Source organism: Rathayibacter sp. AY1C2, from assembly GCF_002931195.1.
GTDB lineage: Bacteria > Actinomycetota > Actinomycetes > Actinomycetales > Microbacteriaceae > Rathayibacter.
The window spans coordinates 108,059-133,802 of record NZ_PSWG01000001.1; the positions used below are offsets into that span (position 1 = coordinate 108,059).

A 25,744-nucleotide genomic window follows, 5' to 3' on the forward strand; every position below is an offset into this window, starting at 1 on the left:
GGGCGTGCCCGTGATCCGCGTCGCCATCGCCGAGGACTCGGTCCTCCTGCGCGAGGGCCTGGTCCGCCTCTTCGAGGACGCGGGGTTCGCCTCCGTCGGCGCCTTCGGGGACGCGGACGCCCTGCTCGCCGATCTGGCGCGGGACCCGGCCGGCGTCGACGTCGCCGTGCTCGACGTCCGGATGCCGCCGACCTTCCGCGACGAGGGCGTCCGCGGGGCGCTGGAGATCCGCCGGCGCTACCCGCAGGTGTCGGTCCTGCTGCTCAGCCAGTACGTCGAGGTCACCTACGCGCAGGAGCTGCTCGGCTCCGGCGACGGCGGACTCGGCTACCTCCTGAAGGACCGGGTCGCCTCCGTGGAGGAGCTGCGCGACGCCGTCGAGCGCGTCGCGGCGGGCGGAACCGTCCTCGACCCGCAGGTCGTCGCCTCGCTCCTGCAGCGCAACCGCGACCCGCTCGCCTCGCTGACCCCGCGGGAGCGGGAGGTGCTGGAGCAGATGGCCCAGGGGCGCACGAACGCGGGCATCGCCTCCGCTCTCTTCGTCGGCGTGGGCGCCGTGGAGAAGAACGTGACCGCGATCTTCCAGAAGCTCGGGCTCGAGGACTCGGGCTCCGACCACCGGCGGGTGCTGGCGGTCCTCGCCTTCCTGCACGCCGGGCGCTGACCACCGGAGAAGAGGAGAACCCGATGCCGTCGAGTCCTGCGGAGGGCGCCCGCGTCCTCGCCCTGACCGGGGGACGCGCCCCGGAGATCGCCGACACCGCGTGGGTCGCTCCGGGCGCCACCGTGATCGGCTCCGTGCGCCTGGGGGAGCGGGCGAGCGTCTGGTACGGCGCCGTCCTGCGCGCCGAGCACGCGCGGATCGAGCTCGGCGCCGGCAGCAACCTCCAGGACGGCGTCGTCGTCCACGTCGACGCCGACTACGACGCGGTCATCGGCGCCGGAGTCTCGGTCGGGCACAACGCCGTGCTGCACGGCTGCACCCTCGAGGACGACGTGCTGGTCGGCATGAGCGCGACCGTCCTGAACGGGGCCGTCGTCGGCACCGGCTCGCTGATCGCCGCGGGCGCCGTCGTCCTCGAGGGGACGGTCGTCCCGCCGGGCTCGCTGGTGGCGGGCGTCCCCGGGAGGGTCCGGCGGGAGCTGACGGAGGAGGAGCGCGAGGGCATCCGCCGGAACGCCGCCTCGTACCTCGCCCTGACGGAGGAGCATCGCGGCGCGGTCGGCTGAGCACGCCCAGAACGCCTCGGAACGACGAAGAGCCCCGGACATCCGGGGCTCTTCGAGAGGAGAGGGGCTGACGAGAATCGAACTCGCATCATCTGTTTGGAAGACAGAGGCTTTACCACTAAGCTACAGCCCCGAATCGCTGGTCTGACGACCGCGAACCGGTGCGACCGGGTCTCTCGACCGGGCACCAGGACAGCGTAGTACATCGCGCGAGCACCGTGGACACCCCGGTCGTCCTCCGCCGCGCGGTTCCGGTCGCCGCTGCCGCGGTGCAGTACACTTGCGAAGGCCATTTCGGCGTGTCGCGCAAGCGCACGTGCGGGGACGGCTCGACGAGAGTCTCACGCACGGTGCCCAGGCCCGCGCATCCGGGGCGTAGCTCAGCTTGGCTAGAGCGCCCGCTTTGGGAGCGGGAGGTCGCAGGTTCGAATCCTGTCGCCCCGACCACGAGTACTCATCGTGACGACATCGACCCGTGACGACCGTCATCCGGCGCCGACACCAACCAGCACAGGAGATCCACTCACGTGAAGACCACGGTAGAACAGCTGAGCCCGACCCGCGTGAAGCTCGCGATTTCGGTCACCCCGGACGAGCTCGGCCCCAGCATCACGCACGCCTACGGCCACATCGCCGAGCAGATCAACGTCCCCGGCTTCCGCAAGGGCAAGGTCCCGCCCGCCATCGTCGACCAGCGCGTCGGCAAGGCCGCGGTGCTCGAGCACGCGGTCAACGAGGGCCTCGACGGCTTCTACCGCGAGGCCGTCCGCGAGACCGAGGTCCGCCCCCTGGGCCGCCCCCAGGCCGACATCGTCGCCTGGCCGAGCGACAAGGACTTCACCGGCGACCTCGAGCTCGCCATCGAGGTCGACGTGCGCCCCGAGATCACCGTCCCGGACTACGACGGCATCGAGCTCACCGTCGAGGCGGCCGAGGTCACCGACGCCGACGTCGACGCCGAGCTGGACAAGCTCCGCAGCCGCTTCGGCACCCTGGTCACCGTGGACCGCCCGGCGAAGACCGGAGACTTCGCGCAGATCGACCTGGTCGCCTCCATCGACGGCGTCGAGGTCGACACCGCCAACGCCATCTCGTACGAGCTCGGCTCGGGCGAGCTGATCGAGGGCATCGACGAGGCGCTCGACTCGCTCACCGCGGGCGAGAGCACCACGTTCACCGCTCCGCTGCTCGGCGGCGACCACGCCGGCGAGCAGGCCGAGATCGCCGTCGCGCTCACCGCCGTCAAGGAGCGCGAGCTCCCCGAGGCCGACGACGACTTCGCGCAGATCGCCAGCGAGTTCGACACGATCGCCGAGCTGCGCGAGTCGCTCAAGGAGCAGGCCGCTCAGCAGAAGACCTTCGGCCAGGGCGGCGAGGCCCGCGAGAAGCTCGTCGAGGCGCTGCTCGCCCTCGTCGAGGTCCCCGTGCCCGCCGGTCTCGTCGAGGACGAGGTGCACCGCCACCTCGAGGGCGAGAACCGCCTCGAGGACGACGAGCACCGCGCCGAGGTCAAGGAGGCCAGCGAGAAGACCTTCAAGACGCAGATCCTCCTCGACCACGTCGTCGAGCAGGAGAAGGTCCAGGTCAGCCAGGACGAGCTCACGCAGTACCTCATCCAGGGTGCGGCGCAGTACGGCATGGAGCCGAACGAGTTCATCAAGATCCTGTCCGAGAACAACCAGATCGGCCAGATGGTCGGCGAGGTCGCCCGCAACAAGGCGCTCGCGATCGTCCTCGGCAAGGCGAAGGTCACCGACACCGAGGGCAACGCCGTCGACCTGACCGCGTTCACCGCGGTCCCCGGTGACGACGAGGCCGTCGAGGCCTCCGACGAGGCCGTCGCCTCGGACGAGACCGAGGTCGTGGAGGAGGCTCAGGCCGCCGCCGACGCCGAGGTCCCCGCGGAGCCCGTCGCCGAGGAGCCCGCTGCCGAGGAGGAGCCCGCCCCGGCCCCCAAGAAGAAGCGCGCGCCGGCCAAGAAGAAGGCCGCCGCTCCCGCCGAGGAGACCCCGGCCGCGGAGTAGTCGCCGCGAGCACGTCAGGAGCCGCCCCCCGATCCGTCGGAGGGCGGCTCCTCTCGTTGCGGGGCTCCGGTCCGCCCCGGGCGAACACGGGCGACTCCCGCTCCGCCCCGGGCGAACACGGCCGGATCGGCCTGGCGGCGTCCGATAGATTCGCCTCCGAAGCGACAACTGAAACGGAGCAATACATGGCCGACATGGTTATGCCCAACAGTGTTTTCGACCGCCTGCTCAAGGACCGGATCATCTGGCTCGGTTCCGAGGTGCGCGACGAGAACGCGAACGAGATCGCCGCGAAGCTCCTGCTCCTGGCAGCCGAGGACTCCGAGCGGGACATCTACCTCTACATCAACTCGCCCGGCGGCTCCATCACCGCGGGCATGGCGATCTACGACACGATGCAGTTCGTCCCGAACGACATCGTGACCGTGGGCATCGGGATGGCGGCCTCCATGGGCCAGCTGCTCCTCACCGCCGGAACCCAGGGCAAGCGCTACATCACCCCGAACGCGCGGGTGCTCCTCCACCAGCCGCACGGCGGCTTCGGCGGCACGGCCTCCGACATCCAGACCCAGGCGCAGCTCATCCTCGACATGAAGAAGCGCCTCGCCGAGATCACCGCCAAGGCGACCGGCAAGACCGTCGAGCAGGTCAACGAGGACGGCGACCGCGACCGCTGGTTCAGCGCCGAGGAGGCCCTCGCCTACGGCTTCGTCGACCACATCCGCTCGTCGGCGACCGACGTGGCCGGCGGTGGCGGAACCGCCATCGACGAGTAGTCCAGCGAACGCGCCGAGAGATCAGGAACAGACAATGACCACACCCACCTTCGGCGGAACGGCGTTCGGCTCCGGAGCCGCACCGTCCTCGCGCTACATCCTCCCCACGTTCGAGGAGCGCACGGCCTACGGCTACAAGCGCCAGGACCCGTACGCCAAGCTCTTCGAGGACCGCATCATCTTCCTCGGAGTCCAGGTCGACGACGCCTCCGCGGACGACATCATGGCCCAGCTCCTCGTGCTCGAGAGCCAGGACCCGGATCGCGACATCGTCATGTACATCAACTCGCCCGGTGGATCCTTCACCGCGATGACGGCGATCTACGACACGATGCAGTACATCCGCCCGCACATCCAGACGGTCGTGCTCGGCCAGGCCGCCTCGGCCGCCGCCGTGCTCACCGCCGCGGGAACGCCCGGCAAGCGCCTCGCGCTGCCGAACGCGCGCATCCTCATCCACCAGCCCGCCGTGCAGCAGGGCGGGGGCCAGGCCTCGGACATCGAGATCCAGGCCGCCGAGATCATGCGCATGCGCGAGTGGCTCGAGGAGACGCTGTCGCACCACTCGAACCGCTCGATCGAGCAGGTCAAGAAGGACATCGACCGCGACAAGATCCTCGGCGCGAGCGACGCGCTCGAGTACGGGCTGATCGACCAGGTGCTCACCAGCCGCAAGAGCCTCCCGGCTCTCACGGCGTAGGGCGTCCAGGAGGGGCCGGGTGGCGGAGCGATCCGCCGCCCGGCCCCTCTCTGCGTCCTCCGTGGCCGTAGCAAAGCGCCACACGAGGCGCAAGGCACGGCGAATCCGGCCCGCCTGCCGAGCCCTCGCGGCTCAGCGGCTAGGCTCGGAGCAGTGTCAGGGGGCTCGTCCCGCTCGCACCGGCCGGAGCTCCGGGCTCCGTTGCACGACCGACCGACGCACGACAGACGCACGACAAGGAAGTGGGGCATCCCCGTGGCACGTATTGGCGAAAGCGCCGACCTGCTGAAGTGCTCCTTCTGCGGCAAGAGCCAGAAGCAGGTCCAGCAGCTCATCGCGGGACCGGGCGTCTACATCTGCGACGAGTGCGTCGAGCTCTGCAACGAGATCATCGAGGAGCGCCTCTCCGAGTCGAGCGAGGAGACGAGCCACGAGTTCGACCTCCCGAAGCCGAAGGAGATCTTCGGCTTCCTCGAGGAGTACGTGATCGGGCAGGAGCAGGCCAAGAAGGCCCTCGCCGTCGCCGTGTACAACCACTACAAGCGCGTACGCGCCCGCAACACCATCACCGCCGCCGACGCGATCCACGACGAGGTCGAGATCGCCAAGAGCAACATCCTGCTCATCGGCCCCACGGGCTGCGGGAAGACCTACCTCGCCCAGACCCTCGCGAAGCGCCTCAACGTGCCCTTCGCCGTCGCGGACGCCACGGCCCTCACCGAGGCGGGCTACGTCGGCGAGGACGTCGAGAACATCCTCCTCAAGCTCATCCAGGCCGCCGACTACGACGTCAAGCGTGCCGAGACCGGCATCATCTACATCGACGAGGTCGACAAGATCGCGCGGAAGGCCGAGAACCCCTCGATCACGCGCGACGTCTCGGGCGAGGGAGTGCAGCAGGCGCTGCTCAAGATCCTCGAGGGCACCGTCGCCTCCGTGCCCCCGCAGGGCGGGCGGAAGCACCCGCACCAGGAGTTCATCCAGATCGACACGACGAACGTCCTCTTCATCGTCGCCGGCGCCTTCGCCGGGCTGGAGGACATCATCTCGTCGCGGGCAGGCAAGCGCGGCATCGGCTTCGGCGCCCCGCTGCACAACAAGGAAGACGAGATCAACATCTTCAGCGAGGTCCTCCCGGAGGACCTGCACAAGTTCGGGCTGATCCCCGAGTTCATCGGGCGCCTCCCCGTCGTCACGACGGTCACGCAGCTGGACCAGGTCGCGCTCATGCAGATCCTCACCGAGCCGCGCAACGCGCTCGTGAAGCAGTACCAGCGGATGTTCGAGATCGACGGCGTCGAGCTCGAGTTCGACCGGGGCGCTCTCGAGGCCATCGCGGACCTGGCGGTGCTCCGTCAGACCGGCGCCCGCGGACTGCGCGCGATCCTCGAGGAGGTGCTCGGCCCGATCATGTTCGAGGTGCCCTCCTCGGACGAGGTGGCGCGCGTCGTCGTCACCCGCGCCGCGGTGCTCGACAACGCGGCCCCGACGATCGTGCCCCACGCTCCCCGTCGCCAGGAGAAGAGCGCCTAGTCGCTCCCCGCCCCGCTCTGCCAGTTCACCGCGATTGGCCCGGCGGATCGTCGGGCGAGGCGCTCCCGCTTCCCTAACCTGGCGGAGCGCGCCGACGGCGCGTCCGGTCGCCTCGGTGCCGGTCGATCCTCCGGGAGGCTCCGCCATCGTCCAGCCGCTGCTCGCCGGGATCGTCGCCGCCCTGACCGGCTTCTCGAGCTCGTTCGCGATCGTGCTCGCCGGGGTGGTCGCGGTGGGCGCGACGGACGAACAGGCGGCCTCGGGCCTCCTCGCCGTCTGCGTGCTGCAGGGAGTCCTGTGCATCGCGCTGAGCATCCGCTACCGCGTGCCGATGACCTTCGCCTGGAGCACGCCGGGCGCCGCCCTGCTGGCCGCGACCGCGACGCTCCCCGGCGGCTTCGACCGCGCGGTCGGAGCGTTCCTGGTCGCCTCCGCTCTGCTGGTGGTCACCGGGCTGTGGCCGGTGCTCGGGAGGCTCGTCGCGCGCATCCCGCGGCCGCTCGCGAACGCCATGCTCGCGGGCATCCTGTTCCCGCTCGTCCTGGCGCCGGTGCGCGCGGCGGTCGAGATCCCCTTACTCGCGCTGCCGGTGATCCTGCTCTGGCTGCTGCTCCTGCGGCTCCTGCCCCGCTGGGCGGTGCCGGCCGCCATCGCCCTGGCGATCGTGCTGCTGGTCGTGACGGACGGCGCGGCACTCGCCGGTGCACCGCTGCTCCCCGTGCCGCAGTTCGTCGCGCCGGTGTTCGAGATCGGAGCGATGGTCGGGATCGGCCTGCCGCTCTACGTGGTCACCATGGCGGGGCAGAACATCCCGGGCATCGCGGTGCTGACGAGCTTCGGCTTCGCGGCCCACTCGCGTCCCGGAATCGTCTCGACCGGTGCTCTCTCCGGGGTCTCGGCGGTCTTCGGCGGAGTGCCGATCAACTACGCCGCGCTCAGCGCCGCGCTGACCGCGGGTCCCGAGGCCTCGCCGCGGCCGGAGCAGCGCTGGGTCGCCTCGGTCTCGGCGGGCGCCTCCTACCTCGTGCTGGGCGTGTTCGCCGGAGCGGCCGCCGCGCTGGTGTCCTCCGCGAGCCCGCTGCTGATCGAGGCGGTCGCCGGTCTGGCGCTGCTGGGGGTGTTCGTGTCGGCGGTGCAGGCCGCTGTGGAGGACGCGCGGCTGCGGCTGCCGGCGGCGGCGACGCTCCTGGTCACCGCCTCCGGCACGACCATCGCGGGGATCGGATCGGCGTTCTGGGGCCTGGTCGTGGGACTCGTCCTCCTCGCCTGGCTCGTCCCCCGGCGCCGCTAGAGGAGGCCGCGGCGCGCGAGCAGCGGCTCGGTCCGCGCATCCCGCCCGCGGAACGCGCGGTACGCGTCGAGCGGATCGCGGGAGCCGCCGAGCTCGAGCACCCCGCGGCGGAAGCGCTCGCCCGCCGAGCGGTCGAGGCCGCCGTTCTCCTCGAACCACTCGACCGTGTCCGCGTCGAGGATCTCGCTCCAGACGTAGGAGTAGTAGCCCGCGGAGTAGCCGCCGGAGAAGACGTGCGCGAAGTACGTGCTGCGGTAGCGGGGCGGCACGGCGGGGAGGAGGAGGCCCGCGCCGTCGAGCACCTCGCGCTCGAAGGCGGCCGCGTCGCGCGGCTCGACCGGGGCCGGCAGGGAGTGCCAGGCGAGGTCGAGCAGGGCGGACGCCAGGTACTCGCTCGTCGCGAAGCCCTCGCCCCACAGCGCGGACGCCTCGAGGCGCTCGACGGTCCCCGCGGGCAGGGCCTCGCCGGTCTCGACGTGGCGGGCGTACTCGGCGAGGAGCCCGGGGCGGCGCACCCACGTCTCGTTCACCTGGCTCGGGAACTCGACGAAGTCCCGGAACACCGCGGTACCGGCGAAGCGCGGGTACCGCGTGCTCGCGAACAGGCCGTGCAGGGCGTGCCCGAACTCGTGGAAGAGCGTCTCCACCTCGTCGAGGCTGAGAAGGGCGGGCTCACCCGGGCCCGGAGCCGACAGGTTCAGGTTGTTCACGACGACGGCGGAGTCGCCGAGCAGCGAGGTGCGGCTGGACAGGGAGTTCATCCACGCCCCGCCGCGCTTCGAGTCGCGGGTGAAGGGATCGAGCAGGAACAGGCCCAGCGGCGTCCCGTCCTCCTCGTGCACCTCGAACACGCGGACGTGCTCGCTGTAGCCGGCCAGGTCGCTCCGCTCCGAGAAGCGGACGCCGTAGAGACCGGTGGCGGCGGCGAACACGCCGTGCCGGAGCACCCGCTCCAGCTCGAAGAAGGGACGCAGTGCGCTGGAGTCGACGGAGTAGCTCTCCGACCGCACGCGCTCCTCGTAGTAGGCGCGGTCCCACGCCTCGATCGTGAAGCGCGGCGCTCCGGCGGCGTCGTGCTCGGCGTCGGCGGAGGCCTGCATCCGCTCGAGCTCGATCCTCGCGTTCCGGGCGGCGGGAGCGGCGAGCTCGCGCAGCAGCGACAGGACGCGCTCCGGCGAGCCCGCGGTCTGGCCCGAGATCACGAACTCGGCGTGCGAGGCCGCGCCCAGCAGAGCTGCGCGCTCGGCCCGCAGCGCGACGATGCGCTGCAGGGTCGCGGTGGTGTCGTGCGGCCCGCCTTCCGCACCGCGGCCGACAGAGGCGCGCAGGACGCGCTCGCGGACGCCGCGGTCGCGCAGACGCGCGAGCCAGGGGTGGCCGGAGTAGAGGGGCAGGGTGATCAGCCAGCCGTCGACACCGCGGTCGGCGGCGGCGCGCGCGGCGGCCGAGACGTCGGACTCGTCGAGCCCGTCGAGGCCGGCGACGTCCTCGAGAAGGACAGCCCGGTCGTTCGACTCGGCGAGCAGGTCCTTCTCGAAGCGCGTGGTCAGGGTCGAGAGCTGCTCGTTCAGCTCGCCGAGCCGTGCCTTCCCCACGTCGTCGAGGAGCGCACCGGAGCGCTCGAACCCGGTGATCCTCCGCTCGAGGAGGTAGGCCGTCTCCGCGTCGAGGTCGAGCTCCGACGACTGCTCGGCGAGGGTGCGGAGCCGGGCGAACAGGCGCGGGTCGAGGCTGATCGCATCGCTGTGGGCCGAGAGCAGCGGAGCGAGCTCGGCCTCCAGAGCGTCGGTGAGCGGAGTGCGGTCGGAGGCGGCGACGGTGAAGAAGACGGCGCTCACCCGGCGCAGCTCGCGCCCCGCCCGCTCGAGGGCGACGAGGGTGTTCTCGACGGTCGGCGGCTCGGAGGCGCCGGCGATCGCGTCGATCTCGGCGCGGTGCCGGCGGAGGGCCTCGAGGAACGCCGGGCGGTAGGCCTCGGGGTCGACGGCGGCGAAGTCGGGGAGCCCGTGGGGGAGTCCGCTCGGCTCGAGCAGGACGGCGACGGGATCGGGAGCGCTCATCCTGCGAGCCTAGAGCTCGAGCGGGGGAGAGGGCTCCGGCTCAGGATCGCAGGACGCGCGCTCACCGGGCTCGGCGACCGCGCCGCGAAGGGGCGTCAGCCCCAGTCGTCGTCGTCCTCGCCCTCCACGCGGCCCTGCGGCTGCGTGATGTAGGCCGCGTCCTCCTCGGGACGGTAGGTGATCGTCGTGCCGTCGTCGAGTTCGAGGACGGGCCTGCCCTCGAGCCAGGTGAGCGTCCAGCGCCAGTCGGCGGTCGCCGTGCCGGCCGCGGTGAGCTCGCCCTCGACGTCGCCGATGGCGGTGACGACGATCTCGGGGAGGGTCTGCGGCGGCACCTGGCCGACCGACCAGCGGGTTCCGAGCTGCATGGGAGGGGTCCTCTCGACGGTGGGGAGGGAGGCGGGACGGTTCCCGCCTCCCGGGAGCGGCGCTACGCCTCGGTCTCGAGCTCGATGCCGACCGCGAGGGCGTCGCCCTCGGCGAAGTCGAGCGTCGCGATCCTGCCGACGGCCGCGAGGTCTCCCGCGGCGAGTCGGAGAGACGCGACGAGCTCGGCGGGCGCCGTCACCAGGGCGGAGCGGGCCGGCGTCTTCTGCGAGGCCTTCGCATCGGTCTTCGCGCGCCGGATGGCCGTGAGGACCGAGCTCGCCGCGGCCAGGACGGCGGGGTCGCCGCCCAGTCCCTCGACGGCCGGCCAGGGGCGCAGGTGCACCGAGTCGTCGTGCGACCACGACCAGGTCTCCTCCGTCGCGAACGGCAGGAACGGCGCGAACAGGCGCTGGAGGACGTCGAGCGCCCGGTGCAGGGCGGCCGCGGCGGACGCGCCGTCCTCGCTGTACGCGCGCTCCTTCACCAGCTCCAGGTAGTCGTCGCAGAACGTCCAGAAGAACGCCTCCGTCGTCTCGAGGGCGCGGGCGTGGTCGTAGTTCTCGAGCGCCGTCGTCGCGTCGGCGACCACGGTGTCGAGGGTGGCCAGCATGCTGAGGTCGAGCGAGTCGGTGACCTCGGCGCCCTCGGCGAGAGGGAAGCCGTGGATGAACTTCGCCGCGTTGAGGATCTTGATCGCCAGTCGGCGGCCGATCTTGATCTGCGTCGGGTTCTGCGGGTCGAAGGCCGCGTCGGTGCCCAGGCGCGAGGAGGCGGCCCAGTAGCGGACCGCGTCCGAGCCGTGCTGCTCGAGCATCGCGGCGGGAGTGACCACGTTGCCCTTCGACTTCGACATCTTCTTGCGGTCGGGGTCGACGATGAAGCCGGACACGGTCGCCGTGCTCCACGGGGCGCGGCCGTCCTCGAGCTGCGAGCGCAGGAGGGTCGAGAAGAGCCAGGTGCGGATGATGTCCTGGCCCTGCGGGCGCAGGTCGTAGGGAGCGACCAGCTGCCAGAGCTCGTCGTCGCGCTCCCAGCCGCCCGCGAGCTGCGGGGTCAGCGAGGAGGTCGCCCAGGTGTCCATCACGTCGAGCTCGCCCTGGAAGCCGCCCGCCGCTCCGCGCTGGTCCTCCGAGTAGCCGGGGGCCGGGTCGCTGGAGGGATCCACCGGCAGCGCCGCCTCGTCCGGCACGATCGGGGAGTCGAAGACGGGGTTGCCGTCGCCGTCGAGCGGGTACCACACCGGGATCGGCACGCCGAAGAAGCGCTGGCGCGAGATCAGCCAGTCGCCGGAGAGGCCGTTCACCCAGTTCTCGTAGCGGACGCGCATGAACTCCGGCACGAAGCGCACGTCGCGGCCGAGCTCCAGCAGGCGCTCCTTGAGCACCGCGTCGCGAGCGCCGTTGCCGATGTACCACTGGCGGGTCGACACGATCTCGAGCGGCTTGTCGCCCTTCTCGAAGAACTTGACCTGGTGGGTGATGGGGCGCGGGTCGCCGACCATCTCGCCGGACTCCTTCAGCAGTGCCACGACGGCCTGCTTCGCGGAGAAGACGGTCTTGCCGGCGAGCTGCTCGTACGCGGCGCGGCCCCCGTCGCTCGTGATCGCGGCGGGCGCCTCCGAGATCAGGCGGCCGTCGAAGCCGATGATCGCGCGGTTGGGCAGGTCGAGCTCGCGCCACCAGACCACGTCCGTGATGTCGCCGAAGGTGCAGATCATCGCGATGCCCGAGCCCTTGTCCTTCTGCGCGAGGTGGTGCGCGAGCACCGGGACCTCGACGTCGAAGAGCGGCGTGCGGACGGTGGTGCCGAACAGCGCCTGGTAGCGCTCGTCGTCGGGGTGCGCGACGAGGGCGACGCAGGCCGGCAGCAGCTCGGGACGGGTCGTCTCGATGAAGACGTCCTCGCCGCCCTCGCGGTGGAAGCCGAGGCGGTGGTAGGCGCCGGGCTGGTCCTTGTCCTCGAGCTCCGCCTGGGCGACGGCGGTCCGGAAGGTGATGTCCCAGAGCGTCGGGGCCTGCGCCTGGTAGGCCTCGCCTCGGGCGAGGTTGCGGAGGAAGGCGCGCTGCGAGGCGGCCTGCGACTCGTCGCCGATGGTCCGGTAGCTCTGCGACCAGTCGACGGACAGGCCGAGGGCCCGCCAGACGTCCTCGAACTGCTTCTCGTCCTCGACGGTGAGGCGCTCGCACAGCTCGACGAAGTTGCGGCGCGAGATCGGCTTCTGGTCGGCGGCCTTGCTGCTCTTGTTGTCGCCGCCCTCGAACGGAGGCGTGAAGCCGGGCTCGTAGGGGAGCGTCGGGTCGCAGCGCACACCGTAGTAGTTCTGCACGCGGCGCTCGGTGGGCAGGCCGTTGTCGTCCCAGCCCATCGGATAGAAGACGCTCTTGCCGCGCATCCGCTGGAACCGCGCGACGACGTCGGTGTGCGTGTAGGAGAAGACGTGCCCGATGTGCAGCGACCCGGACGCGGTGGGCGGCGGGGTGTCGATCGAGTAGACGTCGGCCCGGGTGAGGCCGGTGCGGTCGAACCGGTAGGTCCCGTCGGTCTGCCAGCGGAGGCCCCACGTGCCCTCCAGGCCCTCGAGGGCGGGCTTCGCGGGGAGGCGGTCGGCGAGGGTCATGATGCTCCGGTTCGCTATGGGCGGCACCGTGTCGGTGGTGATGGTGCCTGGATGGGGGCTCCCGGGCGAGTCGCCCGCCGGCCGCGACGATTCTACCGGAGCGGCGGGAGCCGGGTCAGTCGACGACGGGGGCGAAGCCGGCGCGGACGGGCGCGAGCGCCTCGTCGAGATAGGGCACGAGCTCGCCGCGGGTGGGGCCCCCCGCGGCCCACGCCTGCACGGCCGCCACCGCGGCTCCGACGCTCGCGTAGGCGATGGCACGCGAGAGGTGCGAGGGCAGCGGGCGCGCGCTCCGCTCCTCCACGAAGCGGGCGATGACGGCCGCCTGCCGGGCGAGGCGGCCGAGGGCCGACGCCTGCAGCTCGTGGACGCTGCCGATCATCTCGGACTGGGTGAGCACCCACGGCACCGTCGCGGGTCCGAAGCCGGAGCCGATCGCGAGCAGCGCGTCGCCGAGCGCGTCCATCACCGGCGCCCCGGCCGCCGTCTCGGCCAGCGCCTCCGGGAGCTCGGCCAGCCGATCGTCGACCAGCACCCAGAAGACGTCGCTCTTGGACTCGAAGTAGTTGAAGAAGGTGTTGCGCGAGACGCCCGCGCGCTGGGCGATCTGCTCGATCGTCGTGCCCGCGTAGCTCTGCTCGACGAAGAGGTCCAGAGCGGCGTCCTCCAGCATGGAGCGCGACGACGCGCGGGGCCGTCCGCGCTGCACTCCTCGCACCATGACCCGCTCCTGCTCCGCTTCCCCCGACGCGCTAGGATAGCGCCGGACGACTTCGACCCGGCCATCACCGGTGAGTCTCCGGAAGAACGGCGCCGGCTCCGGCCTGCGCCCAGTAGACCCGGACGGGTGCGGCCCGTGACAGCCGATCGAGTGGGAACGCGTCAGCGGGCACTCCTCCGGGAGCGACCGGCCGACCGGTCCAAGCGAGGTGGTACCGCGACCCGGCCCGGGGTCTGAGATCCGGGCGGGCCGTCCTCGTGCAGACCAGCAGCACTGCCAGGAGACCGCACGTGACCTACCCCCTGACCCCGCCCACCCCGCACGGAGCCGAGCCAACCGAGGGCTCCGCGTTCGGCCGGGGCGTGTCCCCGTCGCCGCGCTTCCCCGAGATCGAGGAGCGCGTGCTCGCGTACTGGAAGGCGGACGACACCTTCCAGGAGTCGATCCGGCAGCGCGAGGGAGCGCCGGAGTGGGTCTTCTACGACGGCCCGCCCTTCGCCAACGGCCTGCCGCACTACGGGCACCTCCTCACCGGCTACGCCAAGGACGTCTTCCCCCGCTTCGAGACGATGCGCGGACGCCAGGTGCACCGCCGCTTCGGCTGGGACACCCACGGCCTGCCCGCCGAGCTCGAGGCGGAGCGGCAGCTCGGCATCACCGACAAGTCCCAGATCGAGGAGATGGGCGTCGCGGCCTTCAACGCCGCCGCGAAGGAGTCGGTGCTGCGCTACACCGGGGAGTGGCAGGACTACGTCACCCGCCAGGCGCGCTGGGTCGACTTCGACGACGACTACAAGACGCTCGACCCCACCTTCATGGAGTCGGTGATCTGGGCGTTCAAGCAGCTCTACGACAAGGGCCTCGCCTACGAGGGCCACCGCGTGCTGCCGTACTGCTGGCGCGACCAGACGCCGCTCTCGAACCACGAGCTGCGGATGGACGACGACGTCTACAAGATGCGCCAGGACCAGACGGTCACCGTCACCTTCCCGCTGGTCGGCGAGACGGCGGAGGCGCTCCAGCTGACGGCGGTCCGCGCTCTCGCGTGGACGACGACGCCGTGGACGCTGCCGACGAACCTCGCGCTCGCCGTCGGGCCCGACATCGAGTACGCGGTCGTCCCAGCCGGCCCGAACGGCGCGGCCGACGGCAGGGGCGAGCCCGAGGAGCGCGAGCTCTCGGCCGAGTACCTGCTCGCCATCGACCAGGTCGGCGCCTACGCGAAGGACCTCGGCTATCCGGACGCGGAGTCGGCCCTGGCCGCCGTCTCGCGCACCCACCGCGGCTCCGAGCTCGAGGGGATCAGCTACGACCGCCTCTGGGACCACTACGCGGACACCGAGGCCTGGGGCACGCAGAACGCGTGGCGCATCCTCGTCGCCGACTACGTGACCACCAGCGAGGGCACCGGCATCGTGCACCAGGCGCCCGCCTACGGCGAGGACGACCAGAAGGTCTGCGAGGCGGCGGGCATCCCCGTCATCATCTCGGTCGACGACGGCGGCCGCTTCCTGCCGCAGATCAGCGAGGTCGCCGGCCTCCAGGTCTTCGACGCGAACAAGCCCCTCACGCAGCTCCTGCGCGCGGGCCACCGGCTGCTCCGCCAGGCGAGCTACGAGCACTCGTACCCGCACTGCTGGCGCTGCCGCAACCCGCTGATCTACAAGGCGGTCTCGAGCTGGTTCGTCCGCGTCACCGCGATCCGCGACCGCATGGAGGAGCTCAACCAGGAGATCACCTGGGTCCCCGAGAACGTCAAGGACGGCCAATTCGGCAAGTGGCTCTCGGGCGCGCGCGACTGGTCCATCAGCCGCAACCGCTACTTCGGCTCGCCGATCCCGGTGTGGAAGAGCGACGACCCGGAGTACCCGCGGATCGACGTCTACGGCTCGCTGGACGAGCTGGAGTGCGACTTCGGCGTGCGCCCGGACGACCTGCACCGGCCGTTCATCGACGAGCTGACCCGCCCGAACCCCGACGACCCGACCGGGCGCTCGACGATGCGCCGGATCAGCGACGTCCTCGACGTCTGGTTCGACTCCGGATCGATGCCCTTCGCCCAGGTGCACTACCCGTTCGAGAACGCGGACTGGTTCGACACCCACAACCCGGCGGACTTCATCGTCGAGTACATCGGGCAGACACGCGGCTGGTTCTACACGCTGCACGTGCTCTCCACCGCGCTCTTCGACCGCCCGGCGTTCCGCAACGTGGTCAGCCACGGCATCGTGCTGGGCAACGACGGGCAGAAGATGTCCAAGTCGCTGCGCAACTACCCGGACGTGGCCGAGGTCTTCGACCGCGACGGATCCGACGCCATGCGCTGGTTCCTGATGTCGAGCCCGGTCCTCCGGGGCGGCAACCTCGTCGTGACGGAGGAGGGCATCCGCGAGGGCGTCCGCCAGGTGCTGCTGCCGCTGTGGAGCACCTGGTACTTCTTCTCCCTCTACGCCAACGCCTCGGCGGGCGGCGGCTACGAGGCGACCAGGCGCACCGGCTCCGAGGACGTCCTCGACCGCTACCTGCTGGCCAAGACCCGCGATCTGGTCGAGACGGTGACCGGCCGGCTCGAGGCGCTGGACTCCACGCTCGCGGCCGCCGCGCTCCGCGACTTCAGCGACGTGCTCACGAACTGGTACGTGCGCCGCTCCCGCGACCGCTTCTGGCAGGGCGTCGACGAGGACGGCCGCGGATCGGAGGCGTTCGACACGCTCTACACGGTCCTCGAGACCGTGTGCCGCGTCGCCGCCCCGCTCCTGCCTCTGGTCACGGAGCAGATCTGGCAGGGCCTGACCGGCAGCCGCAGCGTCCACCTCACCGACTGGCCGGAGGCGGACGAGTTCCCCGCCGACCCGGCGCTCGTGCACGCGATGGACGCGGTCCGCGGCATCTCGTCCACCGCGCTCTCCCTCCGCAAGCAGGCCGGGCTCCGCGTCCGCCTGCCGCTCGCGCGCCTGACCGTGGTGGTCGCCGACGCCGCCGAGCTCGCGCCGTTCGAGGCGATCCTCCGCGACGAGCTGAACGTGAAGGAGGTGTCGCTGGTGCCGCTGGTCGACTCCAGCGCCGCCGACTACGGCGTCACCTCCCGTCTCGCGGTCAACGCGCGCGCCGCCGGGCCCCGACTCGGCAAGGGCGTGCAGACCGTGATCAGGGCCGCCAAGGCCGGCGACTGGAGCGAGACGGACGGTGTCGTCACCGCCGGCGGCGTCGAGCTGGTCGAGGGCGAGTACGAGCTCACGCTCGAGGTCGGCGGCTCGGCCGGCGACGACCGCGCCATCGCCCTGCTCCCGCGCGGGGGCTTCGTGCTCCTCGACACGGCGACCACCCCCGAGCTCGAAGCGGAGGGGCTCGCCCGCGACCTCATCCGCGCGGTGCAGGACGCCCGCAAGGCGGCCGGGTTCGAGGTCAGCGACCGGATCGTCCTGGAGGTCGTGCTCGACGAGCCGAGCCTGCAGGCGCTCGAGCCGCACGCGCTCTGGATCGCGGAGGAGACCCTCGCGACCGGATGCGCGTTCACTCCGCTCACCACGGCTCTCGAGGGCGGCGAGGGCGCGATCGCCTTCGGCCCCGCGGGCACCGCCATCATCCGCGTCGAGAAGGTCGAGGCCGCCGATGTCTGATCCGTTCGAGCCGGACGACGCCGACCGCGCGGCCGCCGACGCCGTCTACGCCGCGCTGCTGGAGCGCCTGGGCGAGGCGAGCGTCCGCCCGCGCCTCGCTCCGACCCGGCGCGCCGTCGAGATCCTCGGCGACCCGCAGCGCGCCTACCCGGTGATCCAGATCGCCGGAACCAACGGCAAGACCTCGACCAGCCGGATGATCGAGAGCCTGCTGCGCGCCCACGGGCTGCGGGTGGGCCTGTTCACCAGTCCGCACCTCGAGCGCTTCAACGAGCGCATCGTCATCGACGGAGAGCCGATCTCGGACCGGAGCCTCGCCGACAACTGGCAGGACGTCGAGCCGTACCTGCGGATGACCGACGCCGAGCTGGCCGAGCAGGGCGAGGCGCCGCTGTCCTTCTTCGAGGCGATCACCGTCCTGGCCTACGCGACCTTCGCCGACGCGCCGGTCGATGTGGCCGTCGTCGAGGTGGGGATGGGCGGCGAGTGGGACTCGACGAACGTCGCCGACGCGCAGGTCGCCGTCTTCACGCCGATCGCCCTCGACCACACCGACCGCCTCGGCTCGACGATCGAGGAGATCGCGCGCACCAAGTCGGGCATCGTCAAGCCGCTCGCCTCGGTGGTCTCCGCGAGGCAGGTCCCGGAGGCGGAGGCGGTGCTGCGGCACGCGGCCGAGGCCACCGAGTCGACGATCGTCGTCGAGGGGGCGGAGTTCGACGTCGAATCGACGACCGTCGCCGTCGGCGGCCAGGTCGTCACCGTCCGGGGACTCGTCACCACGTACGAGCAGCTGCTGCTGCCGTTCTTCGGCGACCACCAGGCCGAGAACGCCGCCGTGGCCGTCGCCGCGGTCGAGACCTTCTTGGGAGGCGGGACGCAGGAGCTCACCGGCGACGTCCTCGACGAGGGCTTCGCCGCCGCGACCTCCCCGGGCCGCCTGCAGCTCGTCGGACTGGCTCCGCGCACCGTCGTCGACGCGGCGCACAACCCGCACGGGGCCGCGTCCCTCGCCGCCGCTCTCGGGCGCTACTTCGACTTCGACCGCGTGACGGCCGTCCTCGGCGTGCTGGCCGAGAAGGACGCCGACGGGATCCTCCGGGAGCTCCGCCCCGTGGTGGACGAGCTGATCGTGACCACGGCGCCGAGCGATCGGGCGATGCCCGCCGAGGAGCTCGCCGCGCTCGCCCGCACCGTGTTCCCGGAGGGGGCGGTCCGCGTCGCCGATGACCCGCTGGGTGCTCTGACGGCCGGCCGCGTCCTCGCGGCGCGCACCGATAAGGGCGCTCTGCTGGTCACGGGCTCGATCACCCTCGTAGGCCGCACGATCAAAGCGGCTCGCGACGAGAACTGGATGGGCGCGTGAGGGCCGGACGCCCGCGGCGCTCGCGGACCGTCCGGGAGAGCCTCGGCTCGATCGTGCTCGGCTTCGAGGCGGTCATCGTCTTCCTCGCCACCCTGGTGGCCTTCGGGCTGAAGGCGGCCGACCCCGTGATCGTGCTGGTCGGGGGAGCGGTGGTCTGCCTCGCGCTCGTCGCCACTCTGGGCCTGCTGAACCGGCCGGTCGGCTTCCGCATCGGCTGGGTGCTGCAGTTCGTTATCGTGGCCTCGGGCCTGCTGGTCCCGATCATGTACGTGATCGGCGCCGCCTTCGTGGCGCTGTGGACGTACTGCATGGTGACCGGCACCCGCCTCGACGCTCAGACGCGCCGGGCGGCGGAGCCCACCGACCCCACCGAAGGAGACCGCTGAACCATGGCCACTCAGGAGACCCTCGTCCTCGTCAAGCCCGACGGCGTCGCCCGCAACCTCACCGGCGAGATCCTCCGCCGCATCGAGGCGAAGGGCTACTCCCTCGTCGACGTGAAGCTCGTCGAGGCCGACCGCGAGCTGCTCGCCGCCCACTACGCCGAGCACGAGGGAAAGCCCTTCTACGAGCCGCTCGTCGAGTTCATGGAGAGCGGCCCGATCGTCGCCCTGCGCATCGCGGGCGACCGTGTGATCGAGGGCTTCCGCGCCCTCGCCGGCACCACCGACCCGACCACGGCCGCTCCCGGCACCATCCGCGGCGACCTCGGCCGCGACTGGGGCCTCAAGGTCCAGCAGAACCTCGTGCACGGGTCCGACTCCGAGGAGTCGGCCGCGCGCGAGCTCGGCCTCTGGTTCGCCTGAGCCGCTCGGCCGCCTGCCTCTGACGACGTCCGTCAGAGGTAGGCGAGCACGTTCAGCCTCACCTGCGCGATCACCGCGATCAGCAGGTAGCAGAGCAGCGTGATGAACGGGACCCAGCCGTAGGCGGCACCGGCGAAGCGGCGCACCCCGGCGGGGACGGGGAGCACGCCCTCACGGAGGTTGCGGAGCGTCACCAGCCAGAATCCCGGGATGACGACGGCCCAGGTGAGCATGCACCAGGGGCAGAGCGTTCCGAGCGCGAAGACGCTCGTCGCGATGAGCCAGCCCACGAACACCAGGGCCAGCAGGAAGCCGACGTTGAAGGCCGCCCAGAACCACCGGTCGAACCGGGCGCCCGCGAGCAGGCCCAGCCCCACCACGATCGGCGCGATCCAGGCCGCCAGGCCGATGAGAGGGTTCGGGAAGCCGAAGACCGCGCCCTGCACCGAGTTCAGGTTCGCACTGCACTGCACGAGCAGGCTGAAGTCGCAGCCGAGGCCCGCATCCGGGTTCTCGAGAGCGGCGAACTTGTCGTTCGTGAGGGCGAAGGCGGCGGTCCAGCCGATCACGCCGAGGACGATCAGCAGGACGGCGAAGACGACGGGGCGCTGCTGGGTGGGGGCGTCGCGCACCCCGGGATCGCTGGACACCGGGGGATTATGGCACGCGCCGGATCGGCGCCTCTGGGAATGCGTGCGATAATCGGAGCCGTCGGTCCGGGGGACCCCGCATCGACGCGAAGAAGGTTTACCGGGCGAGTACCGGGCCACAGGAGATCGACAGCGTTCCGCGAATGGACGCGCCGGATCTCCGCTCCGCCGGGAGTCGACCGCAGGTCGCACCGCGGAGGAGCGAGTGTCGGATAGTCAGTTCCGAGAGTGCAGCTGCAACCGGAGTCCCGCGCCACGAGCGCGACGGGACCGGGGGAGCGGAAGGATTCGCGGCGGGCCGAGGCCCCTCGCACGAGAGAAGCATCCGGGAAGACGACGCGGCGGACGACCCGGCCGAGGAGTGCACCAGGAATGGTGGAAGACAACAGTACGAGCGGATCCGATCGGGACCGCGACGAGCCCCGCAACGGGGCCAGGAAGATCAGCCGCCTCTTCGGTGGCCTCCGGGCTACCCGGCGGACCGAGTCGAGCGCGCCAGCGACAGGGGAGACGATCATCGACAGCAACGAGACCGACCAGACCGGAGCCGAGGGCACCGAGCTGCCCGAGACCGGGAGCGCCGCGGAGGCGGCCGAGCCGTCGACGTCGACGGGCGCGGTGTTCTTCAACGCCCTCCCGCAGACTCCGGGCGCCGAGCAGGAGGAGCCGCGACGGCCCGCACTGCCGAGCCCGTCGCTGCTGTTCCAGGCGCCGGTCCTGCCTGACTACGTCGAGCTGGCTCCGCTGCCTCCCCGCGGTGCGCCGCTGGGCGTCCAGGAGGAGCGCGAGAGCCCGGCCGAGGAGCAGGGCTCCGTCCGCCGCCGCTCGCGCCGCCGCAGCGGCGAGAGCGAGAGGTCCGGCTCCGACGACCCCGAGAACACCGTCGTCCGGGTCCGCCAGCCGCGCGAGCAGCGCGAGGCCCGCGAGCCCGAGCTCATCACCGAGCCGCAGCGCATCAAGGGCTCGACCCGCCTCGAGGCCAAGAAGCAGCGCCGCCGCGACGGCCGCGACGCCGGCCGGCGCCGCACGGTCGTCACCGAGTCCGAGTTCCTCGCCCGCCGGGAGGCCGTCGACCGCGTCATGGTCGTCCGCTCGAAGGAGGACAGCATCCGCATCGGCGTGCTCGAGGACGGCGTCCTCGCCGAGCACTACGTCGCCCGCTCGCAGGAGGCGTCGCTCATCGGCAACGTCTACCTCGGCCGCGTGCAGAACGTCCTCCCGAGCATGGAGGCCGCCTTCGTCGACATCGGACGCGGGCGCAACGCCGTGCTCTACTCCGGCGAGGTCGACTGGGACGCCGCGAACAACGCCGGCGGCCCCCGCCGGATCGAGCTCGCGCTCAAGCCCGGCGACCGGGTCCTCGTCCAGGTCACGAAGGACCCCGTCGGCCACAAGGGCGCCCGTCTCACGAGCCAGATCTCGCTCCCCGGCCGCTACCTCGTCTACGTGCCCAACGGCTCGATGAACGGCATCTCGCGGAAGCTCCCGGACACCGAGCGCGCCCGCCTGAAGAAGATCCTCAAGGAGGTGCTGCCCGAGAACGTGGGCGTCATCGTCCGGACCGCGGCCGAGGGCGCCACGGAGGAGCAGCTGACCGTCGACGTCGAGCGCCTGACCGCGCAGTGGACGGCTCTCAGCGCGAAGGCCGCGACCGGGCAGGCTCCCGCTCTCCTGCACAGCGAGCCGGACCTGCTGATCAAGATCGTCCGCGACGTCTTCAACGAGGACTTCGAGAAGATGGTCATCGCCGGCGACGACGCCCGCGAGACCATCGAGCTCTACCTCAGCCAGGTCGCACCCGATCTGCTCGAGCGCGTCGAGGTCTACACGGGTGAGAAGGACGCGTTCGACGAGTTCCGCATCACGGAGCAGATCGAGAAGGCGCTGGAGCGCAAGGTGTGGCTGCCCAGCGGCGGCTCGCTCGTGATCGACCGCACCGAGGCGATGACGGTGGTCGACGTCAACACCGGCAAGTTCGTCGGCTCGGGCGGGAACCTCGAGGAGACGGTCACGAAGAACAACCTGGAGGCGGCCGAGGAGATCGTCCGCCAGCTGCGCCTGCGCGACATCGGCGGCATCATCGTCGTCGACTTCATCGACATGGTGCTCGAGTCCAACCGCGACCTCGTGCTCCGCCGCCTGGTCGAGTGCCTGAGCCGCGACCGGACGAAGCACCAGGTCGCCGAGGTCACCTCGCTCGGCCTCGTGCAGATGACCCGCAAGAAGCTGGGCCTGGGCCTGCTCGAGACCTTCAGCGAGAACTGCGAGATCTGCGCCGGACGCGGCGTCATCGTCCACCACGACCCCGTGCTCAAGCACCGGTCGACCGCCGCTCCGCAGCAGGAGCAGCGCCGCCGGGGCAAGGGCGGCGAGCAGCAGCCCGCCGCCTCCGGGCGCTCGAACGGCGGGCAGAACGGGCAGGGCGCGCCGGCGACCAAGCCGATCAGCACCCACGCCATCACGGACGACGCGAAGAACGCGCTCGCGCAGATCGCCGCCAGCACCATCCACCCCCAGGCCGTGCGCCAGGCAGCGGAGGAGGCGGCCGCGCTGGTCGAGGACGCCGCCGAGACCGTCGAGGCCATGGCGCCGGAGGAGTCCGCCACGGCACCCGAGGAGCAGCCGTCCGAGCCGAGTCGTCGCGGCGAGCGTCCCGCCCGGGGCGAGCGCCGTCGTCGCAGCCGCGACCGCGAGCCGCGCCAGGAGGCCGCCGAGACGGCGGCCGTCGAGTCGGCTCCCGTCGAGACCCCGGTCGAGAAGGAGATCGAGCCGGCCGCTGCCGCGCCGATCCTCGACATCCCGATCGCGCCGGTCACGCCTCCGCGCCGCGTCCGCAGCGAGGTCGCCGAGCACCTGCTCGACTCCGTGCTCGACGCTCTGCCGGCCCCGAAGCAGCCCGGCCAGGGCCGTGCGAAGAGCCGGCGCGTCACGACGGCCGCGCTCACCGGAGTCGCGGTCATCCCCGAGCAGACCCCGCGCCGCGCCGACCAGTAGCGCGACCCGGTGTCAGGAGGGCCCGGTGCCCGGCGAGAGCCGGCGCCGGGCCCTCTCGGCGTCCCGGTCGCGCCCGCGGACGCGGAGCCCGCTCCGCCTCAGCCGCTCGACCAGCTCCCGCGCGCCGACGGGGACCGCGCCCGCGGCGACGAGCTCGTCGATCCGCTCCTCGGGCACGTCGTAGTGGTCCAGGTCGAAGCCGCGCTCGGGCACGCCGAGACGGCGCGCGAAGTCGTGGAGCTCCTCGAGCGAGACGTCGCTCACGAGGTGCGCCCACAGCCGGCCGTGCGCCGGCCAGCGCGCGGCGTCGACGAGGATGGCCATTCCCCGATCGTAGGCGGCGCGCCGTCCGTCCACGCGCCTCCTCCTCGACTATCGTGACGGGGTCGCCGGTCGGGTGGACACGGCTTCGCAGTCGTGTGCGTTTGACCGTGGAGCGCGGATCCCGTACTCTTGACCGTTGGTGTGGCGCGATCCATGTGCTCACGCAGATTTCCGTTGTCGCTCCGCCCCTCACGGGGCGCGGGCCGCGGTGCCGGTTCCCTCGTGTCGTGAGGAGACGGGTACGAACCGGAAGACCGGGGCTCAGCCCCGTCCCTACAAGCCCCGGACGAGGCCTCCGCTCCGTCCAGACGAGAAACAGGTACGAGAAGTGGTTTACGCAGTTGTGCGCGCCGGCGGTCGGCAGGAGAAGGTCGAGGTCGGCACCATCGTGACGATGGACCGCGTCAAGGCCGACGAGAACGGCACCGTGCAGCTTCCTGCCGTGCTGCTCGTCGACGGTGAGTCGATCACCTCGGACGCGGCGACCCTCGCGGGCGTCACGGTCACCGCCGAGGTGCTCGAGGACCTCCGTGGTCCGAAGATCATCATCCAGAAGTTCAAGAACAAGACCGGTTACAAGAAGCGCCAGGGGCACCGTCAGGACCTCACGCGCGTCAAGGTCACTGGCATCAAGTAGTCCTGCAAAGGAATTGAGCTGACCTGCGGAGCGAGCCATCGCCCTGCAGGGCAACAGCACGGGGCTGCGGCCCCCCGGTCTCGAGGAGATGAGAAATGGCACACAAGAAGGGCGCGAGCTCCACTCGCAACGGTCGCGACTCGAACGCGCAGCGTCTCGGCGTCAAGCGCTTCGGCGGCCAGGTCGTGAACGCGGGCGAGATCATCGTCCGCCAGCGCGGCACGCACTTCCACCCCGGCGCGAACGTCGGACGCGGTGGCGACGACACCCTGTTCGCCCTCTCGGCGGGCGCTGTCGAGTTCGGCAGCAAGGGCGGCCGCAAGGTCGTCAACATCGTGGCGGCCGCCCAGTAGGGTCGACCTCCTCGGCCGCACAGGCACAGGACGCAAGGGGCGGGCTTCGGCTCGCCCCTTGCGCGTTTACCGGGGCACAGCCCCCCGGCGCCGGCATCCCGGCGCCGCACGCACTCACGGACGGATTCACACCATGGTCACCTTCGTCGACAACGTCACGCTGCATCTGCGTGCCGGCCACGGCGGCAACGGCTGCGTCTCCGTCCGTCGCGAGAAGTTCAAGCCGCTCGCCGGCCCCGACGGCGGCAACGGCGGGCACGGGGGCGACATCGTCCTCGTCGCCGACCCGCAGACGACGACGCTGCTCGCCTACCACCGCCACCCGCACCGCAGCTCCGAGAACGGCGGTCCCGGCATGGGCGACCACCGCGCGGGCGGGAACGGCGAGCTCATGGAGCTCCCCGTCCCGGTCGGCACGGTCGTCAAGTCGCCGGACGGCGACCAGCTGATCGACATGGACGAGCCCGGCCTCCGGTTCGTCATCGCTCCGGGCGGGCAGGGCGGGCTCGGCAACGCCTCTCTCGCCACCACGAAGCGCAAGGCGCCCGGCTTCGCGCTGCTCGGCACGCCGGGCTGGGAGGGCGACGTCGTCCTCGAGCTGAAGACCGTCGCGGACGTCGCGCTCGTCGGATTCCCCTCGGCGGGCAAGTCGAGCCTCGTCGCGGCGATCTCGGCGGCCAAGCCGAAGATCGCGGACTACCCGTTCACGACCCTCGCGCCCAACCTCGGCGTCGTGCAGGCGGGGGAGTCGCGGTTCACCGTCGCCGACGTGCCCGGTCTCATCGAGGGCGCGAGCGAGGGCAAGGGCCTGGGCCTGGAGTTCCTCCGCCATGTCGAGCGCTGCACCGCGCTCGTCCACGTGCTCGACTGCGCCACGCTCGAGCCCGGCCGCGACCCGCTGACCGACCTCGACATCATCCTCGGCGAGCTGGCGGCGTACCCCGTCGGCGACGGACAGGTGCCGCTGATCGAGCGCCCGCAGCTGATCGCGCTCAACAAGGTCGACGTGCCCGAGGCCCAGGAACTGGCCGACTTCGTCCGGGCCGACCTCGAGGGCCGCGGCTACCGCGTCTTCGAGATCTCGACGGTCAGCCACTCGGGACTCCGCCAGCTGACGTTCGCCCTCGCCGAGATCGTCGAGAAGCACCGCCTCGAGCTCGCCGCTGTGCCGCGGGTGGAGCGCATCACCATCCGCCCCCGCGCCGTGGACGAGAAGGACTTCGAGATCCGCGTCGAGGGCGGCTCGTACGGCAACGTCTACCGGGTCCTGGGCACCAAGCCCGTGCGCTGGGTGGCGCAGACCGACTTCACGAACGACGAGGCCGTCGGCTTCCTCGCCGACCGCCTGGCCAAGCTCGGAGTCGAGAACGGCCTCTTCTCGGCCGGAGCGGTCGCCGGCTCCACCGTCGTCATCGGCCCCGGCGACGGCGTCGTCTTCGATTGGGAGCCGACCCTCACCTCGACGGCCGAGCTCATCACCGCGCCCCGCGGAACGGACCTCCGCCTCGAGGACAACCGGCGCAAGACGCGCAACGAGCGTCGCGAGGACTACTTCGAGCGGATGGACGCCAAGGCCGAGGCCCGCGCGGAGCTCGAGCGCGAGCGCCAGGGCGGCGTCTGGCGCGTCGCCGACGAGGGCGACGGCACGGAGGCCGGCGAGGAGAGCTGACTCC

General features: G+C 71.6%; 21 protein-coding genes and 2 tRNA genes. 16 read left to right on the top strand and 7 right to left on the bottom strand.

Features of this window, described 5'->3' with window-relative positions; all coding sequences use genetic code 11:
* Positions 1 to 4: 4 nt before the first annotated feature.
* Complete coding sequence (locus C5C55_RS00540) at positions 5 to 664, top strand: response regulator transcription factor (protein WP_104232538.1); 660 nt, start codon at positions 5 to 7, stop codon at positions 662 to 664.
* A 23-nt stretch (positions 665 to 687) separates the two neighbouring features.
* A complete protein-coding gene (locus tag C5C55_RS00545; protein WP_104223695.1) occupies positions 688 to 1,230 on the top strand; it encodes a gamma carbonic anhydrase family protein in 543 nt (180 codons plus the stop codon).
* 62 nt (positions 1,231 to 1,292) lie between these two features.
* On the opposite strand, the gene C5C55_RS00550 is transcribed toward C5C55_RS00545, so the two are convergent.
* A tRNA-Gly gene (locus tag C5C55_RS00550) sits at positions 1,293 to 1,363 on the bottom strand.
* Positions 1,364 to 1,599: 236 nt separating this feature from the next.
* On the opposite strand from C5C55_RS00550, the gene C5C55_RS00555 reads away from it, so the two are divergent.
* The 6 genes from C5C55_RS00555 (at position 1,600) to C5C55_RS00580 (ending at position 7,554) form a co-directional block, all read left to right on the top strand.
* A tRNA-Pro gene (locus C5C55_RS00555) sits at positions 1,600 to 1,677 on the top strand.
* Between the two features lie 80 nt (positions 1,678 to 1,757).
* Complete coding sequence (gene tig / locus C5C55_RS00560; protein WP_104232539.1) at positions 1,758 to 3,254, top strand: trigger factor; 1,497 nt, start codon at positions 1,758 to 1,760, stop codon at positions 3,252 to 3,254.
* Between the two features lie 185 nt (positions 3,255 to 3,439).
* Positions 3,440 to 4,030: an ATP-dependent Clp protease proteolytic subunit gene (locus C5C55_RS00565; protein ID WP_097165884.1), complete on the top strand. Its 591-nt coding sequence runs from the start codon at positions 3,440 to 3,442 to the stop codon at positions 4,028 to 4,030.
* 34 nt (positions 4,031 to 4,064) lie between these two features.
* Positions 4,065 to 4,730 (top strand): ATP-dependent Clp protease proteolytic subunit, encoded by a 666-nt coding sequence (locus tag C5C55_RS00570; RefSeq protein WP_068253282.1) that lies wholly within the window; start codon positions 4,065 to 4,067, stop codon positions 4,728 to 4,730.
* Positions 4,731 to 4,985: 255 nt separating this feature from the next.
* Positions 4,986 to 6,263 carry an ATP-dependent Clp protease ATP-binding subunit ClpX gene (gene clpX / locus C5C55_RS00575; protein WP_104223693.1) on the top strand — a complete coding sequence of 426 codons (1,278 nt, stop codon included), beginning with the start codon at positions 4,986 to 4,988 and terminating at the stop codon, positions 6,261 to 6,263.
* 115 nt (positions 6,264 to 6,378) lie between these two features.
* Positions 6,379 to 7,554: a benzoate/H(+) symporter BenE family transporter gene (locus C5C55_RS00580; RefSeq protein WP_104232540.1), complete on the top strand. Its 1,176-nt coding sequence runs from the start codon at positions 6,379 to 6,381 to the stop codon at positions 7,552 to 7,554.
* On the opposite strand, the gene C5C55_RS00585 is transcribed toward C5C55_RS00580, so the two are convergent.
* From C5C55_RS00585 to C5C55_RS00600, 4 genes are all read right to left on the bottom strand, one after another.
* The gene (locus C5C55_RS00585; RefSeq protein ID WP_104232541.1) at positions 7,551 to 9,614 is read right to left on the bottom strand and encodes a M3 family metallopeptidase; all 2,064 of its coding nucleotides are present in this window, start codon (positions 9,612 to 9,614) and stop codon (positions 7,551 to 7,553) included. The genes C5C55_RS00580 and C5C55_RS00585 overlap by 4 nt on opposite strands.
* A gap of 95 nt (positions 9,615 to 9,709) precedes the next feature.
* A complete protein-coding gene (locus C5C55_RS00590) occupies positions 9,710 to 9,982 on the bottom strand; it encodes a hypothetical protein (protein ID WP_104226724.1) in 273 nt (90 codons plus the stop codon).
* 62 nt (positions 9,983 to 10,044) lie between these two features.
* Positions 10,045 to 12,600 carry a valine--tRNA ligase gene (gene valS / locus C5C55_RS00595; RefSeq protein WP_104232542.1) on the bottom strand — a complete coding sequence of 852 codons (2,556 nt, stop codon included), beginning with the start codon at positions 12,598 to 12,600 and terminating at the stop codon, positions 10,045 to 10,047.
* Between the two features lie 115 nt (positions 12,601 to 12,715).
* Entirely contained in the window at positions 12,716 to 13,321 is a 606-nt protein-coding gene (locus tag C5C55_RS00600) for a TetR/AcrR family transcriptional regulator (protein WP_104232543.1), read from the bottom strand.
* A 290-nt stretch (positions 13,322 to 13,611) separates the two neighbouring features.
* Between C5C55_RS00600 and ileS the strand changes: the two genes are divergently transcribed.
* The 4 genes from ileS to ndk are packed head-to-tail and all read left to right on the top strand — an operon-like array spanning position 13,612 to position 19,113.
* Positions 13,612 to 16,941 (top strand): isoleucine--tRNA ligase, encoded by a 3,330-nt coding sequence (ileS, locus tag C5C55_RS00605; RefSeq protein WP_374954225.1) that lies wholly within the window; start codon positions 13,612 to 13,614, stop codon positions 16,939 to 16,941.
* Positions 16,934 to 18,307, top strand: a complete 1,374-nt coding sequence (locus C5C55_RS00610) for a folylpolyglutamate synthase/dihydrofolate synthase family protein (RefSeq protein WP_104232544.1) — start codon at positions 16,934 to 16,936, stop codon at positions 18,305 to 18,307. Before ileS ends, C5C55_RS00610 begins: the two co-directional genes overlap by 8 nt.
* Positions 18,304 to 18,693: a DUF4233 domain-containing protein gene (locus C5C55_RS00615; RefSeq protein WP_258060376.1), complete on the top strand. Its 390-nt coding sequence runs from the start codon at positions 18,304 to 18,306 to the stop codon at positions 18,691 to 18,693. The genes C5C55_RS00610 and C5C55_RS00615 overlap by 4 nt, the downstream gene beginning before the upstream one ends.
* Before the next feature lie 3 nt (positions 18,694 to 18,696).
* On the top strand, positions 18,697 to 19,113 hold the full coding sequence (ndk, locus tag C5C55_RS00620) for a nucleoside-diphosphate kinase (protein ID WP_104223686.1): 417 nt from the start codon (positions 18,697 to 18,699) through the stop codon (positions 19,111 to 19,113).
* A 32-nt stretch (positions 19,114 to 19,145) separates the two neighbouring features.
* Here the strand turns inward: ndk and C5C55_RS00625 are convergent, their stop codons facing one another.
* Positions 19,146 to 19,763 carry a vitamin K epoxide reductase family protein gene (locus C5C55_RS00625; protein WP_258072475.1) on the bottom strand — a complete coding sequence of 206 codons (618 nt, stop codon included), beginning with the start codon at positions 19,761 to 19,763 and terminating at the stop codon, positions 19,146 to 19,148.
* A gap of 372 nt (positions 19,764 to 20,135) precedes the next feature.
* On the opposite strand from C5C55_RS00625, the gene C5C55_RS00630 reads away from it, so the two are divergent.
* Positions 20,136 to 22,757 (top strand): Rne/Rng family ribonuclease, encoded by a 2,622-nt coding sequence (locus C5C55_RS00630; RefSeq protein ID WP_104232547.1) that lies wholly within the window; start codon positions 20,136 to 20,138, stop codon positions 22,755 to 22,757.
* 12 nt (positions 22,758 to 22,769) lie between these two features.
* Here C5C55_RS00630 and C5C55_RS00635 read toward each other — a convergent pair whose 3' ends face one another.
* Positions 22,770 to 23,081 carry a DUF4031 domain-containing protein gene (locus C5C55_RS00635; protein WP_104226718.1) on the bottom strand — a complete coding sequence of 104 codons (312 nt, stop codon included), beginning with the start codon at positions 23,079 to 23,081 and terminating at the stop codon, positions 22,770 to 22,772.
* A gap of 328 nt (positions 23,082 to 23,409) precedes the next feature.
* On the opposite strand from C5C55_RS00635, the gene rplU reads away from it, so the two are divergent.
* From rplU to obgE, 3 genes are all read left to right on the top strand, one after another.
* On the top strand, positions 23,410 to 23,718 hold the full coding sequence (rplU, locus tag C5C55_RS00640; RefSeq protein WP_104223682.1) for a 50S ribosomal protein L21: 309 nt from the start codon (positions 23,410 to 23,412) through the stop codon (positions 23,716 to 23,718).
* A gap of 95 nt (positions 23,719 to 23,813) precedes the next feature.
* Positions 23,814 to 24,071, top strand: coding sequence for a 50S ribosomal protein L27 (gene rpmA / locus C5C55_RS00645; protein WP_068209107.1), 258 nt, complete (start codon positions 23,814 to 23,816; stop codon positions 24,069 to 24,071).
* Between the two features lie 133 nt (positions 24,072 to 24,204).
* Positions 24,205 to 25,740 (top strand): GTPase ObgE, encoded by a 1,536-nt coding sequence (gene obgE / locus C5C55_RS00650; RefSeq protein ID WP_104223681.1) that lies wholly within the window; start codon positions 24,205 to 24,207, stop codon positions 25,738 to 25,740.
* The last annotated feature ends 4 nt before the right edge of the window (positions 25,741 to 25,744 follow it).

Coding starts and splice junctions, on each gene's coding strand:
- C5C55_RS00545 (WP_104223695.1), top strand. CDS start 688: ATGCCGTCGAGTCCTGCGGAGGGCGCCCGCGTCCTCGCCCTGACCGGG.
- C5C55_RS00565 (WP_097165884.1), top strand. CDS start 3,440: ATGGCCGACATGGTTATGCCCAACAGTGTTTTCGACCGCCTGCTCAAG.
- C5C55_RS00570 (WP_068253282.1), top strand. CDS start 4,065: ATGACCACACCCACCTTCGGCGGAACGGCGTTCGGCTCCGGAGCCGCA.
- C5C55_RS00585 (WP_104232541.1), bottom strand. CDS start 9,614: ATGAGCGCTCCCGATCCCGTCGCCGTCCTGCTCGAGCCGAGCGGACTC.
- C5C55_RS00590 (WP_104226724.1), bottom strand. CDS start 9,982: ATGCAGCTCGGAACCCGCTGGTCGGTCGGCCAGGTGCCGCCGCAGACC.
- valS (WP_104232542.1), bottom strand. CDS start 12,600: ATGACCCTCGCCGACCGCCTCCCCGCGAAGCCCGCCCTCGAGGGCCTG.
- C5C55_RS00600 (WP_104232543.1), bottom strand. CDS start 13,321: ATGGTGCGAGGAGTGCAGCGCGGACGGCCCCGCGCGTCGTCGCGCTCC.
- C5C55_RS00610 (WP_104232544.1), top strand. CDS start 16,934: ATGTCTGATCCGTTCGAGCCGGACGACGCCGACCGCGCGGCCGCCGAC.
- ndk (WP_104223686.1), top strand. CDS start 18,697: ATGGCCACTCAGGAGACCCTCGTCCTCGTCAAGCCCGACGGCGTCGCC.
- C5C55_RS00630 (WP_104232547.1), top strand. CDS start 20,136: ATGGTGGAAGACAACAGTACGAGCGGATCCGATCGGGACCGCGACGAG.
- C5C55_RS00635 (WP_104226718.1), bottom strand. CDS start 23,081: ATGGCCATCCTCGTCGACGCCGCGCGCTGGCCGGCGCACGGCCGGCTG.
- rpmA (WP_068209107.1), top strand. CDS start 23,814: ATGGCACACAAGAAGGGCGCGAGCTCCACTCGCAACGGTCGCGACTCG.
- obgE (WP_104223681.1), top strand. CDS start 24,205: ATGGTCACCTTCGTCGACAACGTCACGCTGCATCTGCGTGCCGGCCAC.